The organism is Maritimibacter alkaliphilus HTCC2654, from assembly GCF_000152805.1.
Classification (GTDB): Bacteria; Pseudomonadota; Alphaproteobacteria; order Rhodobacterales; family Rhodobacteraceae; genus Maritimibacter; species Maritimibacter alkaliphilus.
Window position 1 is genome coordinate 2,255,074 of the sequence record NZ_CH902578.1, and the last position, 14,259, is coordinate 2,269,332.

Consider the following 14,259-nt stretch of genomic DNA (forward strand, 5'->3'; position numbering starts at 1 on the left):
TCTGGCGCGAAAGCGCCGATTACCAGTGCAGAACGACGGCACCCCAGGCAAGTCCGCCACCGATGGCATCGGTCACGACCACGTCGTTTTCGTGGATCTGGCCGCGTTTCTTGCCCTCGTAGAGTGCAAGCGGGATCGAGGCGGCCGAGGTGTTGCCGTGGTCGTGAACCGTCACCACCACGTTGTCCATGCTCATGTCGAGCTTCTTGGCCGTGCCCTGAATGATCCGGATGTTGGCCTGATGCGGCACGATCCAGTCGACGTCTGTATGGGTGAACCCCGCCTTGCCCAAGGCCGCATCGGCGGTCGCGGCGAGCTTTTCGACGGCCTGCCGGAACAGGGGATTACCCTGCATCCGCAGTTTGCCCGCCGTCCCGGTGGTCGAGACGCCGCCATCGACATACAGCATCTCGCGGTAACGCCCCCCAGACCCCCTCCGAGGTTTTTTGAAACGAAGAAGAGGCCGCCGTTTCGGTGGCCTCTTCTATGTCCAGAGTTCGGGCTGCTGGGTGTAGGCGATGTAGAGCGGGTGTTTCGGGTGGCCTGCCTTGGATAGCCCGAGGTGGTAGAGCGGCTTGCCGGTCTGGCGCAGAAGCGCCTCGACCTGCGCACCGCGGGCGAGGTGTTCGCCGTGCGTGCCCCAGGCGCATATGATCTGATCGGCCCAACCCGTGCTTTCGACGATAGCCGCATCGTTTTCCGGCCCCACGGGGTCGCCCGCCCGGCGCATCGCGCGCGGGTCGGTGTCGCGCCAGGCGAAGATGTTGAGCACCCGGAAACTGCCGAAGCCCAGCGCACGGGCGCGCCGTTCGCAGCGTTCGACGGTCGGATCGTTCTGCACTTCGGTCGCCGTCGACGGGTTCAGCATGATGAAAAGCGCGCGCTTGCCCGCCGGATCCCAGACGCGGGTCAGCGCATAGCGATACCGTTCGCAGTCGGAGTAGACGGCGACCGACGGGGCATCGCCTTTGGTATGTTCTCGCGTAATCATGCGGCGGTTTTTGCCCGGCGTGCGCAGGAACTCAAGTCGCGCTTGCGGAATTTGACCAATAGGTCAAGGTTGGGCCCATGTTGATATCCGAAATCATCCGCAAGAAACGCGACGGCGCCACGCTGGACGAGGCCGAGATCGCCGCGCTGGTTACTGGCATCACCGATGGGTCCGCTTCGGACGAGCAGGTGGGGGCCTTCGGCATGGCTGTCTATTTTCAGGGCATGGAGGCCGAGGAGGCCGCGGCCCTGACGCTGGCCATGCGCGATTCGGGCGACGTGATGCGATGGGATCTGCCCGGCCCGGTGGTGGACAAACATTCGACCGGGGGCGTGGGCGACAACGTCAGCCTAATGCTCGCGCCTATCGTGGCGGCCTGCGGTGGCTATGTCCCAATGATCTCGGGCCGGGGCCTGGGGCACACCGGCGGGACGCTCGACAAGATGGAGGCGATCCCCGGTTATTCCGCCACGCCCGACAACGATACCTTTCGCCGTGTCGTGCGCGAGGTTGGATGCGCGATCATCGGCCAGACCGGCACCATCGCACCGGCCGACAAGCGGTTTTACGGCATCCGTGACGTGACCGCGACGGTGGAGTCGATCCCGCTCATCACCGCGTCGATCCTGTCCAAGAAACTGGCTGCGGGGCTGGATGCGCTTGTGATGGACGTGAAAACTGGCAACGGCGCCTTCATGCCGACCTTCGAGGCATCGCGGGATCTTGCCCGGAGCATCGCGCGGGTCTCGACGGCGGCGGGTGTGCCGTGCCATGCGCTCCTCACCGCGATGGACCAGCCGCTTGCGCGGGACGCGGGCAACGCCGTTGAAGTCAGAAACGCGGTCGAGTTCCTGACCGATGTGCATCGCGACGTCAGGCTCGAATGGGTTACGCTGGCGCTGGCGGGTGAGATGCTGACGTTGGCCGGGCTGACGAAGGACCGCGACACCGGGTTCTCGGTCGCGCGCGCGGCGCTTGAGGACGGGCGGGCGGCAGAGGTGTTCGCCAAGATGGTCGCAGGTCTTGGGGGCCCGGCTGATTTCGTGGAACGCTACGAAGACCATTTGCCGAAAGCACCGCTGACACGGGACATCGCAGCGCCTGTCGAAGGGCATGTCGCCTCGATCGACACGCGGGGCATCGGGCTGGCTGTGGTCGAACTGGGTGGCGGGCGACGGCGGTCGGCGGATGAAATCGATCCGGCCGTGGGCATCACGGGGATGATCGACCTTGGCCAGACGGTTCGGGAAGGCACGGTGATGTGCACGATCCATGCGCGGACCGAGGACCAACTCGACGCCGCGGAAAAGCAGATCCGGGCCGCCTACCGGATCGGGGAGGCTCCGGAGCAGACCGACCCGGTGCTAGAGATCATTTCCTAGGCGTTTCGCCGCGCGGGGCGCGTCGATCCTGATGGGGGGCCAGCCCCCCGAAGTATTTTTGAAACAGAGAAGGAGCGCGTTTACCCACCATTAAGGTTAACGCGCTAACGTGATGGTGCGTTACAGGCTGAAGAGCCGATGAACGTAAACGGAGAAGCCCCCGGCCTTTGGTCGGGGGTGGACCACGCCCCGCTTCTTCGTTTCACAAATACTTCGGGGGGTGAGGCTCATTCGCCCCGCGAATGAGGCGAGGGGGGCAGCGCCCCCCTGCCCGGTCAGAGGTTGAAGACCCGGCTGGGGTGAAGTTCGCCCGCCTTGTAAATGCCGACCGCCACCGGCTCACCATCATAGGACGCCCAGGCTTCGTCGCCATAGTCCACGTCGGACGCTATGACCATGCCGGGGTTGCCGTGGCGCAGACGGGTCGCGCCCTCGTGCGTGCACTTGAGTTCCGGCAGGCTGGTCAGGCCCTCGGACAGCGGCAGAAGCAGCGCGTCGATCTCATCCGATTTCGCGAGTTCTTCGATCCGCTCCATGCTCACGCCCTCTTCGGCCACGAAGGGGCCGGACCAGATCCGGCGCAATTCGCGGACATGACCGTAGCAGCCGAGTGCCTCGCCCAGATCGCGGGCGATGGCGCGCACGTAGCCGCCTTTGCCGCAGGTCATTTCCAGCGTGACGTGATCGGCGTCGGGACGATCCACAAGCTTCAGGTCTTCGACGAAGAGCGGGCGGGCCTCGATCTCGACATCTTCGCCGTCGCGGGCGAGCTTGTAGGCGCGCTGGCCGTCGATCTTCACGGCCGAGAACTTGGGCGGCACCTGCATGATGTCGCCCGTCAAAGGCGCGAGGGCCTCGACGATCTCGTCATCCGAAGGGCGCGTTTCGCTTTCGGCAATCACTTCGCCCTCGGCGTCGTCGGTATTCGTCGCCTGCCCAAGCCGCACGGTGAAGCGATAGGCCTTCAGCGCGTCGGTGATATAGGGCACCGTTTTGGTCGCCTCGCCCAGCGCCACGGCCAGAACCCCCGTCGCCTCGGGGTCAAGGGTGCCCGCGTGCCCGGCCTTCTTCGCATCGAAAGCCCAGCGCACCTTGTTCACGACGGCATTCGACGTGATGCCCGCCGGCTTGTCCACGACCAGCCAGCCGTGGACGTCGCGCCCCTTCTTGCGGCGTCCCATTATTCTTCCTCGTCGCCTGCGTGGATATCGCGCTGCACCGTCTCGTCCGAGAACAGGCGGCGGGTCGCGTCCATCTGGTCGAAGGTCTCGTCAATCATGAACCTGAGGTCCGGCGTGAACTTGAGGTTCGTCACCTTGCCGATGAAACGGCGCAGCTCGTGCTTGTTGCGGGCGAGCGCCTTGATCGCTTCGTCGGGGTTCTTGCCACCCAGCGGCAGCACATATGCGGTCGCGATCTTCAGGTCGGGCGATGTGCGCACCTCGCCCACCGTGATCGACATGCGGTTGAGGTCCGGGTCGTGGATCTCGCCGCGCATCAGCACGTCGGACAGGGTGCGGCGGATCAGTTCACCCACGCGCAACTGGCGCTGGGACGGGCCCGTGCCTTCGTTGAATCGGTTCTTCGACATGTGGCGCGATGTAGTGCCGATTGCGTGTTCGCGCAACAGGCACTAGGACAAAGGCCGAACGACGGAGGGTCAGATGAGCGAATTGCCGGGGATCGTGGTGAACGGGGCGTCGGGGCGGATGGGCCAGATGCTCGTCAGACTGGTGTCCGAAAACCCGGCCTGCCGGCTCGTCGGCGCATTGGAGCGCGCCGGGCATGACTGGATCGGGCGGGACATCGGAACCGCGATGGGCGGGGCCGAACTCGGCGTCACCGTGACCGACGATGCGCTCGACGCCATGTCGCGCGCACAGGCCGTCATCGACTTCACCGCACCCGCCGCCACCGTTCCACTGGCCGAGATCGCAGCGCAGGCGCGGGCGGTCCACGTGATCGGCACCACCGGGCTGGACGAGGACGACATCGCGAAGCTCGACGCCGCCGCGCGCCACGCCGTGATGGTCCGGGCGGGCAACATGAGTTTCGGGGTCAACCTTTTGACCAAGTTGACCGAGACGGTCGCCCGCGCGCTGGACGTGGAGTTCGACATCGAGATCGTGGAAGCCCACCACAAGCATAAGGTCGACGCGCCGTCCGGCACCGCCCTCATGCTGGGCGAGGCCGCGGCCGAGGGGCGCGGCGTGCGCCTGACGGATGTGGCGGACCGGGGCCGCGACGGGATCACCGGGGCGCGCGAAGAGGGGCACATCGGGTTTTCGGCCATTCGCGGCGGCGACATCGTGGGGGAACATGACGTGATCTTCGCCGGGCCGGGCGAGCGCATCATCCTGCGCCACGTCGCCACCGACCGCGCGATCTTCGCGCGCGGGGCGGTCAAGGCGGCGCTCTGGGGGATCGGTCGCAAGCCCGGCGCCTATGACATGATGGACGTGCTGGGCCTTTGACCCGACCGCCCGCTGCCTGTTTTCACGGCAGGGCGCGGCGACTTCGGGCATCGCATCCGACAACGGACCGCGAAACGTGCGGAATGTGGGATCGGCGCGTCCAATCCTGACCTGAACCGGGGCGCCCGCGCCAAAAACATTGAAAATGCTGCACCTGCAAAGTAGACTGAATACATTGCAGTATGGGTGTTTCACCATGTCTTCGAAGAAAACGCGTCTCACCGCTCAGGACTGGATCGCCGCCGGTTTCCGCGCCCTCGTCACCAAAGGCCCAGACGCCCTCAAGGCCGAGCCTCTGGCGCGCGACCTTGAGACCACGAAGGGCAGTTTTTATTGGCATTTCAAAGATGTGCCCGATTTCAAGACCAAGATGCTGCATCACTGGCAGTCGAGCGTGATCGGCGCGCTTACCGCGGCCGTGGATGCGGGCGGCACCGCCAGCCAGCGGCTTTACCGGATCAATGAAATCGCCTCGACCGACTCCGGGTCTTTCGGCGGTGCAGCATTGGAGCCGGCGATTCGCGCTTGGGCGCAGTCGGATGTCGAAGTGGCGGATGCCATCGAAGAGATCGACGCCAAGCGCATGGCCTACCTCGCCGCGACGTTGAAGCAGCTCGGTCTGACCAATCCCGAATTCGCGCGCATCCTGTATGGCGCCTATATCGGGATGGGCACGCTCTCCGCCACCGACGGGCAGGACAACACCGATGCGCTGTCGACCCTGACCGCCGCAATGCTCGCGCTTCAGGACGCCTGACGCCGCGACAGGCGATCCACCAGCCGCGCCCGCGCCTCGGGCAGGGGCCGGTCGCCCAGCGCATGAGCCAGCCCGTGTGTCAGGAAGTATCCCGTCGTGCGCAGGCCGTCGGGGATGCCAGCCAGATCCTGCGTCACGACGCCCAGAAGCTCCTCGGGCAAGGGCAACAGCCGATCGACCCATTCGCCGGCCCCTTCGGCACTCACCGCCCGCCCGGACTTGGGCGAGACATAGGCCAGATCCTCGGCCCCGCCCGTCACCGCGCAGGCGGTCAGGTCGAGGCCGTATCCAAGCTCCTCCAGCAGCGCGAGTTCCCATTGCAGGTATCCGACAGGCCAGGCGGGCGTTTCGGCCAGAAGATCGAGCATGGCGATGCTGCGGGTGTAGAGGCGGGGGTGCGCTTCACGCTCCGGCAGGGCGAAGGACAGAAGCGCGGTGATCGCGTTCAGGCCCGCCAGCGCGTTGCGATCGCCCATGATCGCCGCGGCACGGCTTTTCACGGGCTCGACGGTGAAGGCGCCGATGTGTTCTTCCAGCCGCGCCCGCCACACAAGGTCGAGTTGCGATCCGGGTTGCAGGATCGGGGCGATCTTGCGCGACACGCCACCCCGGACCACGCCCGCGTGGCGGCCATGTTCGGCCGTGAAAACCTCGATGATGACCGAGGTTTCGCCATGCTTGCGCACGCTCAACAGCGTGCCCTGATCCCGCCACTCCATGCGCGCCATTGTGCGCGGGGGTGGGACGCACGCAAGGGCTTGATTTACCGGACGGAGTCGGACCTGATGGGGCCATGACACCGACCGCCCGCCTTGCTGCCACCCTGATCGCGCTCGCCGCCCTCGCCGCGCTGGTGATGCAATGCGTGGTGTCCTACGGGCTGGCCGGCGGGTTCGGCGCGATGCTCTGGGTGATCCTCGGGTATTTCACGGTCCTGACCAACATCCTCGTCTTCGCGAGCTTCGCGCGCATGGCCGCGACGGGCCGGATGCTGTCGGCCGGTTGGCTGGCGGGTCTGACGCTCTGGATCGCCATCGTCGGGGTCGTCTACCACACCTTGCTTGCGAATATATGGGAGCCGCAGGGGCTGGCGCTCTGGGCCGATCAGGGGCTTCACACGGTGACGCCGCTCCTCACCCTCGCCTTCTGGCTCGCCTTCGCGCCCAAGGGGGGCTTGGGTGTGATGGACGCGGTGCGCTGGCTGGGCTGGCCGCTGATATACGTGATCTACGCCCTCGTCCGGGGGATCTTCACGCAGAAATACCCTTATCCGTTCATCGACCTGAACGTGCTGACCGCCGGACAGGTCGCGGTGAACTCGGTCGGTCTGACCGTCGCGTTCTTCCTCGGCGGTCTGGTGTTCGTCGGTCTTGCACGGGCGCTGCACGGACAAAACGTCGCCGCCTGACGCGACGCCCTGCTTTGCGGATACGGTGCCGTCTGGCAGTCTCGCCCCATGACACGCCCTGCCCGCATTTCCGCCAGCCTCGTCTTTCTTCTGGCCCTCGCCACCATCGCCGTTCAGGTGCCGCTCACCTATCAGGATTACGGCAGCCTTGGCGCGACGCTCTGGCGGCTCGGCTGGTTCTTCACCCTGCTCACGAATGCGATGGTCTGCGCGTCCTTCGGCCTCATGTCGATCCGGGGGCAAAGCCTGTCGGCCCATTGGCTTGGTGGCCTGACCTTGTGGATCCTGATCGTCGCCATCGTCTATCACACCCTGCTCGCCCACCTCTTCAACGAAACCGGCCTGCGATGGTGGACGGATCTGGGCTTTCACACCGCGATCCCGCTGGCGACGGCGCTGTACTGGCTCGCTTTCGCGCCGAAAGCGCCCCTGCCGTGGCGGGCCGCGCTGGTCTGGCTTTGGTGGCCGATCCTTTACTGCGTCTACGCGATGCTGCGCGGTCTGGGCTCTGGCGAATACCCCTATCCGTTCCTCGACCTGAATGACCTGACCCTCAAGCAGACCGCGATCAACATCGTGGGGCTGTCGGTGGCGTTCTACCTTGGCGGGCTGGGCATCATTGCCATCGCGAGGGCGTTTCGCCGGTGATATGATCGCGCCATGCCCGCGCTGTGCCGATCCTGCCTGACCACATTCGACGAGGGGACACGCTGCCCCGCGTGCCGGTCGCCGCGTGTCCTGTCGCATCCAGAGCTGTTCAGCCTGTCCATCGCGCATATGGATTGCGATGCGTTCTATGCGAGCGTGGAGAAACGCGACGACCCCAGCCTTGCCGGCAAGCCCGTCATCATCGGCGGCGGTAAGCGTGGCGTGGTGTCGACCGCCTGCTACGTCGCGCGCATCCGGGGCGTGCGCTCGGCCATGCCGATGTTCAAGGCGCTGGAGCTTTGCCCCGACGCCGTGGTCATCAAACCGCGCGGCTCGCATTACGCCGCTGTCTCGAAACAGATTCGCGCGATGATGGACGAGCTGACCCCCGCCGTCGAACCGCTCTCGCTGGACGAGGCGTTTCTGGACATGACGGGCACGGAACGGCTGCACCACCATCCACCCGCCGTAATGCTGGCGCGGCTGGTCAAACGGATGGAGGACGAATTGGGCCTGACCGGCTCCATCGGCCTCAGCCACAACAAGTTTCTGGCCAAGGTGGCGAGCGATCTGGACAAGCCGCGCGGGTTCTCGGTGATCGGCAAGGGCGAGACGATGGACTTTCTGGCCGGGAAACCCGTCCGCATGATCTGGGGCGTGGGTGCCGCCGCGCAAAGCTCGCTCGAACGGGCGGGCATCCGCACCTTCACGGACCTCCTGCGCTGGGACAAACAGGCGCTCATCGAACGGTTCGGGGGTATGGGCGAACGGCTCTGGCATCTTGCGCGGGGCGAGGATTTCCGGCGCATCTCGGCCAATGCGCCCGTGAAGTCGATTTCGAACGAAACCACGTTCTTCGAGGACACGTCGGACCCCGACCTGCTCGACGGCCATCTCTGGCGCCTGTCGGAAAAGGTCGCGGACCGGGCCAAGGCCAAAGGGCGCGCAGGCCGGGTGGTGACGCTGAAGCTCAAACGGGCCGACTTCAAGCTCATCACCAAACGCACGAGCCTTCACGACACCACGCAAAGCGCCGACCGCATCTATCGCACGGCGCGCAGCCTGTTCGACACCGTGGCGAACAAAGGGCCGTTCCGGCTGATCGGCGTTGGAATTTCCGAGATCACGGGGGCCGACGGCGCGGACACGGCGGGCGATCTTCTGGACCCGCAGGCGGCGCAACGGCGGGCGGCAGAAAAGGCGACGGATGCGATCCGGGCGAAGTTCGGTGATGGGGCGATCCTGAAAGGCCGCGCGATCCGCTGACTATTCGGCGGCGAGCGGCAGGTCTTGCGGTCGCCCGACCTCGGCAATGCGCGCGATGACGCGATCCAGCGATTCCCGCATGGCGGTGAAATTGCCGTTGGGGACCAGTTTCGCTTCGTTCATGTACAGCGCCCGGTCGATCTCGATCTGGATCGCGTGCTGGCCGCGTGAGGGGCGGCCATAGTGCTGGGTCGTGAACGCGCCCGCGAACGGCGTATTGCGCCCGACCTTGAAGCCCTCGTCCCGGAACGCCAGTTCGATCTCGTCCACGATCTCGCCACCGGCGCTGGCGCCGAACCTATCGCCCAGCACGATCTCGGGTTTCTCGCGACGACCCCGGCACAGGCTGTCGATGGCCTCGTGGGGCATGGAATGACAGTCGATCAGGATCGCCTGCCCGAACAGGCGATGCGACTCGTTCACCAGCGTCTTGAGCCGGGCATGATACGGATGCCAGTGCGAGCGCAGGCGCGCTTCGGCCTCGGCCAGCGGGATCTTTCCGCGATAGATCTGCCGCCCCCCGGCGACGACGCGGGGGATGACCCCAAGGCCCGAGGCCACGCGCGGGTTGTGCGTGCCCTTCTCGACCCCCCGGATCAGCGCCGGATCAAGCTCTTCCGCCCCGCGATTCACATCGACGAAGGCGCGCGGCACGTTCAGCGACAACAGCGGCGCACCATGTGACGGAGCGGTGGCGAACAATTCGTCGACGAAGGCATCTTCCGACGAGCGGATGGTGCGCGAATCGAGCACCGTGCGCCGCAGGAACCCCCACCCGTAATCCCGCCCGGAATGGGGCGAGGAAAATATGGCCGAGGTCGATCTGAGGCTCGGATATTCGACGCGATGCGAGGGACTCATTTTCTCTCCTGATCCCACAGCATAGACCGATAACAGACCCTGCCAAAAGCCCCTTGCAAGGTGGTTCGACTCCTTTTATAGACACGCGGACCGGCGCGGGGTTTCCCGCGTCTGTTTGTTTGGGTTAGCGCCCGGACAGGAAATTCAGGGCGATTAGCTCAGCGGTAGAGCACTTCGTTGACATCGAAGGGGTCACTGGTTCGATCCCAGTATCGCCCACCATGAACCGCCTCACACGTGAGGCATGAACACAAAGGCGCGACCAGCGCCGCGAATGAGGAGAAGGGCCATGAAAGTCCGCAACTCGCTCCGCTCGCTGAAGAACCGGCATCGGGATTGCCGTGTCGTGCGCCGTAAGGGCCGCGTCTACGTGATCAACAAGACCCAGCGCCGTTTCAAAGCCCGTCAGGGCTGATCGGCAAGCTCAGTTTTGCAAAAGGGCCGCCGGAACGATCCGGCGGCCCTTTTTCTTTTGTCGGTGGCGGGCCGGGGTCGCACGCCCCGGCCTTGGCGGGCACCCGCCCCGGTCAGAACGCGGCCAGAAGCCGCACCATCGTCTCCTGCGTGACGAACCCCGTGACCGGCAGCCCGCGCGAGCTTTGGAAGCGGCGGATCGCGCGGCGGGCGGTGGGGCCGAACACGCCATCCACCTCGGGAATGTCGAAGCCAAGGCTGACCAGCCTGTTTTCGACCAACAGCCGCGTCACCTGATTTCCGGCCACGGTCTGCTCTTCTCGTTCCGCCGCCGCCATCTGGGCCTCGTTCTGCTGGTTCTGCGAAAGCTGATCCAGCCGCGCCCGCGCCTCCTGCGCGAACAGCCCGTTCGGATAACGGTCGAGGTAGGCGCGGTAACTGCCCGGCTTGTCCTCGTTACGGACGCGATCCCAGAAGTCCCGCTCCTGCGCCTGCGCTTCCGACCGTTTCGCGGCCTCGATGTCGTCCAGACGATCCTGTGCGACCTCGGAAAAGAGCCCGTCCGGGTAACGGTCGAGATAGGCGCGAAGCCCGGCCTCGTCGCGGCCTTGCCCGATCTGTTCCCAGTACCGCCGATCCTCGCGTTCCTGACGCGCCTGCCGTTCGGCGGCTTCGCGTTCCAACTGCTCGGCGCGGTCGTCCGCCTGTGCGGTCATCCGGGCCAGCATGTCGCGGCTCAGGTATCCCGTCACCGTGAAATCGTTGGCGGACTGGTAGGACCGGATCGCGGCACGGGTCGCGGGGCCGAAGATCCCGTCGATGCCCTTGGGGTCGTGCCCCAGAAGCGCGAGGTTGCGCTGCACCTGACGGCGCGCGGCCTGATTGAGGTTCAGCGCCGCCTCGGCGGTCTCATCGCGATTGGCGCGATTGTCTTCGATCTGGCGCAGGGCCGCACGCGCTTCCTGATTGTGGGCCCCTCTGGGGAAATATTCGAGGTAGAGCGAATACCCCTCCTCGTCGTCCATCGTGCGCGCAACGACCCAGAAGGCATCGTCGGGCGATTGCTCGGTGCGCTCGATCACCACCCTGCCCTCGTCGCCTGCGGGCAGGAACGGAACCACGTTGGAGACGAACCCGGTCGCGGTGACGCCACCCGGCCCGCCGTCCAGACCCTCGCCCAAGGGCAGGCCGGGCACCAGAACCACTTCGTTCGCGACGCGGATGATGCGGTCGACGGGTCCGGTCAGGATGGTGACCCCCTGCGGCGCCTCGAGCTCGAACGTGTCGGACAGGCCCGTTCCCGCCACCTCCTCGCCGGCAGGGGCGGCCATGAGGATGGATTGCCCTTGGAACTCGCTCAGAACGTCGAGGATGGGGCCGATCGCCAGCGCCTCGCCCGCCACCGACACGGCATTGGGCCGGTCCGCCTCGTGCGTCAGGAGGTAGCTGTCGCGCGGACCGCCGACCATGTGTCCGGCAAGGTAGACGAACACGCGGTCGCCCCCTTCCGCGTCCTCGCGGAACTCCTGCACGGCATCGCGCACATCGTCCGCCTCCTGATCGAGGGACGAGGTGACGGTGAACCCGCTGTCCTCGAGTTTCTGGGCAAGTGTCACGGCCTGCGCCGCGCCCGAGACGTCGGGCAGGCTTTCGTATTCGGATTGCACGATGATGAGCGCCGCGTCGGCGGCGGCGATCTGCGGAACTGTGGCCAGAACGGCGAAGCTCGTCGCCAGAGTGGCGAAGGGTTTGTGTCGCATGGAACCTCCCATTGGTCAGGGTCGCGATTGCTGCAAACCTGTGCCGTCCCGCCCCGATATCCAATATCAACGGGTTGCTATGGGATATGTTCCGGCGGTGATCCGCCGCTCACGGCCTCTAGTCGTAGGTGCGCACGTCGTCGATCACCTTGCCATCGTTGGGTAATGCGCCGGGCGCCACGATCTCGACCTTGCCCTTGAGCTTCAGGACATCGGCGATGGTCCGGCCATAGGCATCTGCGTCGCCGCCGTTGGATTCGACCTGCACCGTCATGACGTCCGCCTCGCCCTCGCGGCTGGCCACGACGCGCGCCTTGGCGATCTCGGGGTGTTTGGCGACGAAATCCGCGACCTGTTCGGGGCGCACGAACATGCCCTTGATTTTGGTCGTCTGGTCGGCCCGGCCCATCCAGCCCTTGATGCGCAGGTTGGTGCGCCCGCAGGGGCTTGCCCCCTCCATCACTGCCGACAGGTCGCCGGTCGCGAAACGGATCAGCGGATAGTCGGCGTTGAAGCTGGTGACGACCACCTCGCCCACCTCGCCCGGTGCCACGGGGTCGCCGGTGCCGGGGCGCACGATTTCGACGATCACGCCTTCGTCCACGATCATCCCCTCCATCGCGGGGGATTCGTAGGCGATGTTGCCCAGATCGGCGGTGGCGTAGTTCTGAAGGCAGCGAATGCCCCGATCCGCGTATTCCTGCCGGAGCGACGGGAACAGGGCTCCACCGCCGACCGTGGCCTTGGTGATGCCAAGGCTCACGCCCATCTCTTCGGCCTTGTCGAGAATGATCTTGAGGTAGTCGGGCGTGCCCGCATAAGCAGTCGTTCCGATGTCGGCAGCGGCGCGCACCTGCAACTCGGTCTGTCCGATGCCGGCGGGCACGACGGCGGCCCCGACAGCGCGCGCGCCGTTTTCAAAGATCATGCCGGCGGGCGTCAGGTGATAGGAAAAGCAGTTCTGGACGATATCGCCCTTGCCCACGCCCGCGGCGTGCAGAAAGCGCCCGATCCGCCACCAGTCATCACCGATTCCACCCGGCTCATAGATCGGACCGGGGCTTTGGAAGATGTGGCCGTACTCATGCGTCTTTTTCGCCGCGAAGCCACCCAGCGGAGCATGGGCGGCCTGCGACTTGCCGAGTTCCGACTTGCGCAGGACGGGAAGCGCCGACAGGGCCTCGACACTCGCAATCGCCGCCGGGTCCACGTCGCGCAGACTGTCGGCATACCCCGGCAACGCCTTGGCGCGGGCGATCTGGCGCGGCAGGGCGCGGGCGATATCGTCGGCGCGCTCGTCGGCCGAACGGGTTTCGAGGTCGTCGAAGAACTCAGACATGACAGGGCCCCTTTCCCGGGTGTTGCACGGTTTCTGCGACAATCCGCCCAAACGGCCTGCGCGGAAGTATCGCGTGGACGATCTGGTTAAATTGACGTTGAGTAAGCTGATTTGTGATTCGGGAGAAACTTATATGCCGCATAGGTATTTGCATCGCGTAACGCTGAACGACGATCTTCAGGTGGCCGAGATCGATTTGTCCGGCCTCCGGCTGGACACGTCGGGCGAGGTGAACGCGCTTTACGATGCGATCGAAGCGGCTTTGGCGGAATCCGGTGAAGAGCTGTGGTTTTTCGTCATTAATTACTCTGACTTCCGGATCGACAGCGACGCCTGGTATACCCACCACCGGCGCGGCAAGGCGCTGAACCTCGGTCACAGCATGGGCACGGTCCGCTTCGACATGAGCGAGGAAACGCAGCGCCAGATCGAACGCACGGCGGAGACCGAAAGCTTCGATCCCAACCTGTTCGCGGATCATGACGGCGCGCTGGCGCGGGTCGCCGAGCTTCCGTCGAAACGTCGCGCGAAGGTTGTTCACGACATGGGTTATTCGGACGCGGAATTCGCCAAGCGCATTTCGTTCGACGGGGCGGCCGAAATCATGAACGTCGATTTCTCGAACTTCGTTTTTCACCATTCCGCCGACGTGAACGCGTTCTACGATCATATCGAGGCGCGGCTGGAAGAGACCGCGGTGCGCTGGTTCTTCCTCATCAACTACGAGGGTTGCCGGATCTTCGAAGAAGCCTGGGTCGCCTATGCCCGGCGCGGCAAGCGGCTGAACGAACGCTGGTCGATGGGTTCGGTGCGCTACGCCCCCGGCTCGGAAACCGAGGAAACCATCCGTATGCGGGCCGAAAGCCAACAGTTCCGCCCGAACATCCGCAACACCCGCGAAGAGGCGCTGGCGCGCATCGACGAGATGAAGTCGGAGATGGCGGAGCATTAGGTCTGCC

Annotated in this window: 15 protein-coding genes, 1 tRNA gene and 1 pseudogene; 9 read left to right on the forward strand and 8 right to left on the reverse strand. The window is 65.4% G+C overall.

Going from position 1 to position 14,259, the window contains the following annotated elements; all coding sequences use genetic code 11:
• Positions 1-19: 19 nt before the first annotated feature.
• Both RB2654_RS12110 and RB2654_RS12115 read right to left on the reverse strand, forming a co-directional pair.
• A pseudogene (locus RB2654_RS12110) lies at positions 20-430 on the reverse strand (3-oxoacyl-[acyl-carrier-protein] synthase III C-terminal domain-containing protein); the annotation flags it as partial.
• 54 nt (positions 431-484) lie between these two features.
• Complete coding sequence (locus RB2654_RS12115) at positions 485-991, reverse strand: DUF1643 domain-containing protein (protein ID WP_008331885.1); 507 nt, start codon at positions 989-991, stop codon at positions 485-487.
• A gap of 77 nt (positions 992-1,068) precedes the next feature.
• Between RB2654_RS12115 and deoA the strand changes: the two genes are divergently transcribed.
• Complete coding sequence (gene deoA / locus RB2654_RS12120) at positions 1,069-2,373, forward strand: thymidine phosphorylase (RefSeq protein WP_008331887.1); 1,305 nt, start codon at positions 1,069-1,071, stop codon at positions 2,371-2,373.
• 275 nt (positions 2,374-2,648) lie between these two features.
• Here the strand turns inward: deoA and truB are convergent, their stop codons facing one another.
• On the reverse strand, positions 2,649-3,554 hold the full coding sequence (gene truB / locus RB2654_RS12125; RefSeq protein WP_008331888.1) for a tRNA pseudouridine(55) synthase TruB: 906 nt from the start codon (positions 3,552-3,554) through the stop codon (positions 2,649-2,651).
• The gene (rbfA, locus tag RB2654_RS12130) at positions 3,554-3,964 is read right to left on the reverse strand and encodes a 30S ribosome-binding factor RbfA (RefSeq protein ID WP_008331891.1); all 411 of its coding nucleotides are present in this window, start codon (positions 3,962-3,964) and stop codon (positions 3,554-3,556) included. Before rbfA ends, truB begins: the two co-directional genes overlap by 1 nt.
• A 73-nt stretch (positions 3,965-4,037) precedes the next feature.
• On the opposite strand from rbfA, the gene dapB reads away from it, so the two are divergent.
• A complete protein-coding gene (gene dapB, locus RB2654_RS12135; RefSeq protein WP_008331892.1) occupies positions 4,038-4,847 on the forward strand; it encodes a 4-hydroxy-tetrahydrodipicolinate reductase in 810 nt (269 codons plus the stop codon).
• A gap of 196 nt (positions 4,848-5,043) precedes the next feature.
• On the forward strand, positions 5,044-5,604 hold the full coding sequence (locus RB2654_RS12140) for a TetR/AcrR family transcriptional regulator (protein WP_008331893.1): 561 nt from the start codon (positions 5,044-5,046) through the stop codon (positions 5,602-5,604).
• Here the strand turns inward: RB2654_RS12140 and recO are convergent.
• Complete coding sequence (gene recO, locus RB2654_RS12145) at positions 5,592-6,323, reverse strand: DNA repair protein RecO (protein ID WP_040884803.1); 732 nt, start codon at positions 6,321-6,323, stop codon at positions 5,592-5,594. The two genes, RB2654_RS12140 and recO, sit on opposite strands and share 13 nt — an antisense overlap.
• 74 nt (positions 6,324-6,397) lie before the next feature.
• Between recO and RB2654_RS12150 the strand changes: the two genes are divergently transcribed.
• Genes RB2654_RS12150 through RB2654_RS12160 form a run of 3 tightly spaced genes read left to right on the forward strand, consistent with a single transcriptional unit; the run spans position 6,398 to position 8,926 of the window.
• Positions 6,398-7,012 carry a Pr6Pr family membrane protein gene (locus RB2654_RS12150; protein ID WP_008331897.1) on the forward strand — a complete coding sequence of 205 codons (615 nt, stop codon included), beginning with the start codon at positions 6,398-6,400 and terminating at the stop codon, positions 7,010-7,012.
• 48 nt (positions 7,013-7,060) lie between these two features.
• Positions 7,061-7,660: a Pr6Pr family membrane protein gene (locus RB2654_RS12155; RefSeq protein WP_008331905.1), complete on the forward strand. Its 600-nt coding sequence runs from the start codon at positions 7,061-7,063 to the stop codon at positions 7,658-7,660.
• Between the two features lie 12 nt (positions 7,661-7,672).
• Positions 7,673-8,926 (forward strand): DNA polymerase IV, encoded by a 1,254-nt coding sequence (locus tag RB2654_RS12160; RefSeq protein ID WP_008331908.1) that lies wholly within the window; start codon positions 7,673-7,675, stop codon positions 8,924-8,926.
• Here RB2654_RS12160 and RB2654_RS12165 read toward each other — a convergent pair whose 3' ends face one another.
• Positions 8,927-9,787, reverse strand: a complete 861-nt coding sequence (locus RB2654_RS12165; RefSeq protein ID WP_008331910.1) for an N-formylglutamate amidohydrolase — start codon at positions 9,785-9,787, stop codon at positions 8,927-8,929.
• A gap of 147 nt (positions 9,788-9,934) precedes the next feature.
• Here RB2654_RS12165 and RB2654_RS12170 point away from each other — a divergent pair.
• Both RB2654_RS12170 and ykgO read left to right on the forward strand, forming a co-directional pair.
• Positions 9,935-10,009 (forward strand) — tRNA-Val (locus RB2654_RS12170).
• A gap of 67 nt (positions 10,010-10,076) precedes the next feature.
• A complete protein-coding gene (gene ykgO / locus RB2654_RS12175) occupies positions 10,077-10,202 on the forward strand; it encodes a type B 50S ribosomal protein L36 (RefSeq protein WP_005850168.1) in 126 nt (41 codons plus the stop codon).
• A 112-nt stretch (positions 10,203-10,314) separates the two neighbouring features.
• On the opposite strand, the gene RB2654_RS12180 is transcribed toward ykgO, so the two are convergent.
• Complete coding sequence (locus RB2654_RS12180; RefSeq protein WP_008331916.1) at positions 10,315-11,961, reverse strand: peptidoglycan-binding domain-containing protein; 1,647 nt, start codon at positions 11,959-11,961, stop codon at positions 10,315-10,317.
• Between the two features lie 118 nt (positions 11,962-12,079).
• Entirely contained in the window at positions 12,080-13,300 is a 1,221-nt protein-coding gene (locus RB2654_RS12185) for a phenylacetate--CoA ligase family protein (RefSeq protein WP_008331918.1), read from the reverse strand.
• Positions 13,301-13,433: 133 nt separating this feature from the next.
• Here RB2654_RS12185 and RB2654_RS12190 point away from each other — a divergent pair, with 133 nt between their 5' ends.
• Positions 13,434-14,252: a hypothetical protein gene (locus RB2654_RS12190; RefSeq protein ID WP_040884808.1), complete on the forward strand. Its 819-nt coding sequence runs from the start codon at positions 13,434-13,436 to the stop codon at positions 14,250-14,252.
• Positions 14,253-14,259: the final 7 nt, after the last annotated feature.

Coding starts and splice junctions, on each gene's coding strand:
- dapB (WP_008331892.1), top strand. CDS start 4,038: ATGAGCGAATTGCCGGGGATCGTGGTGAACGGGGCGTCGGGGCGGATG.
- truB (WP_008331888.1), bottom strand. CDS start 3,554: ATGGGACGCCGCAAGAAGGGGCGCGACGTCCACGGCTGGCTGGTCGTG.
- RB2654_RS12150 (WP_008331897.1), top strand. CDS start 6,398: ATGACACCGACCGCCCGCCTTGCTGCCACCCTGATCGCGCTCGCCGCC.
- RB2654_RS12155 (WP_008331905.1), top strand. CDS start 7,061: ATGACACGCCCTGCCCGCATTTCCGCCAGCCTCGTCTTTCTTCTGGCC.
- RB2654_RS12185 (WP_008331918.1), bottom strand. CDS start 13,300: ATGTCTGAGTTCTTCGACGACCTCGAAACCCGTTCGGCCGACGAGCGC.
- recO (WP_040884803.1), bottom strand. CDS start 6,323: ATGGAGTGGCGGGATCAGGGCACGCTGTTGAGCGTGCGCAAGCATGGC.
- RB2654_RS12165 (WP_008331910.1), bottom strand. CDS start 9,787: ATGAGTCCCTCGCATCGCGTCGAATATCCGAGCCTCAGATCGACCTCG.
- RB2654_RS12190 (WP_040884808.1), top strand. CDS start 13,434: ATGCCGCATAGGTATTTGCATCGCGTAACGCTGAACGACGATCTTCAG.
- RB2654_RS12180 (WP_008331916.1), bottom strand. CDS start 11,961: ATGCGACACAAACCCTTCGCCACTCTGGCGACGAGCTTCGCCGTTCTG.
- RB2654_RS12115 (WP_008331885.1), bottom strand. CDS start 991: ATGATTACGCGAGAACATACCAAAGGCGATGCCCCGTCGGTCGCCGTC.
- ykgO (WP_005850168.1), top strand. CDS start 10,077: ATGAAAGTCCGCAACTCGCTCCGCTCGCTGAAGAACCGGCATCGGGAT.
- RB2654_RS12160 (WP_008331908.1), top strand. CDS start 7,673: ATGCCCGCGCTGTGCCGATCCTGCCTGACCACATTCGACGAGGGGACA.
- deoA (WP_008331887.1), top strand. CDS start 1,069: ATGTTGATATCCGAAATCATCCGCAAGAAACGCGACGGCGCCACGCTG.
- RB2654_RS12140 (WP_008331893.1), top strand. CDS start 5,044: ATGTCTTCGAAGAAAACGCGTCTCACCGCTCAGGACTGGATCGCCGCC.
- rbfA (WP_008331891.1), bottom strand. CDS start 3,964: ATGTCGAAGAACCGATTCAACGAAGGCACGGGCCCGTCCCAGCGCCAG.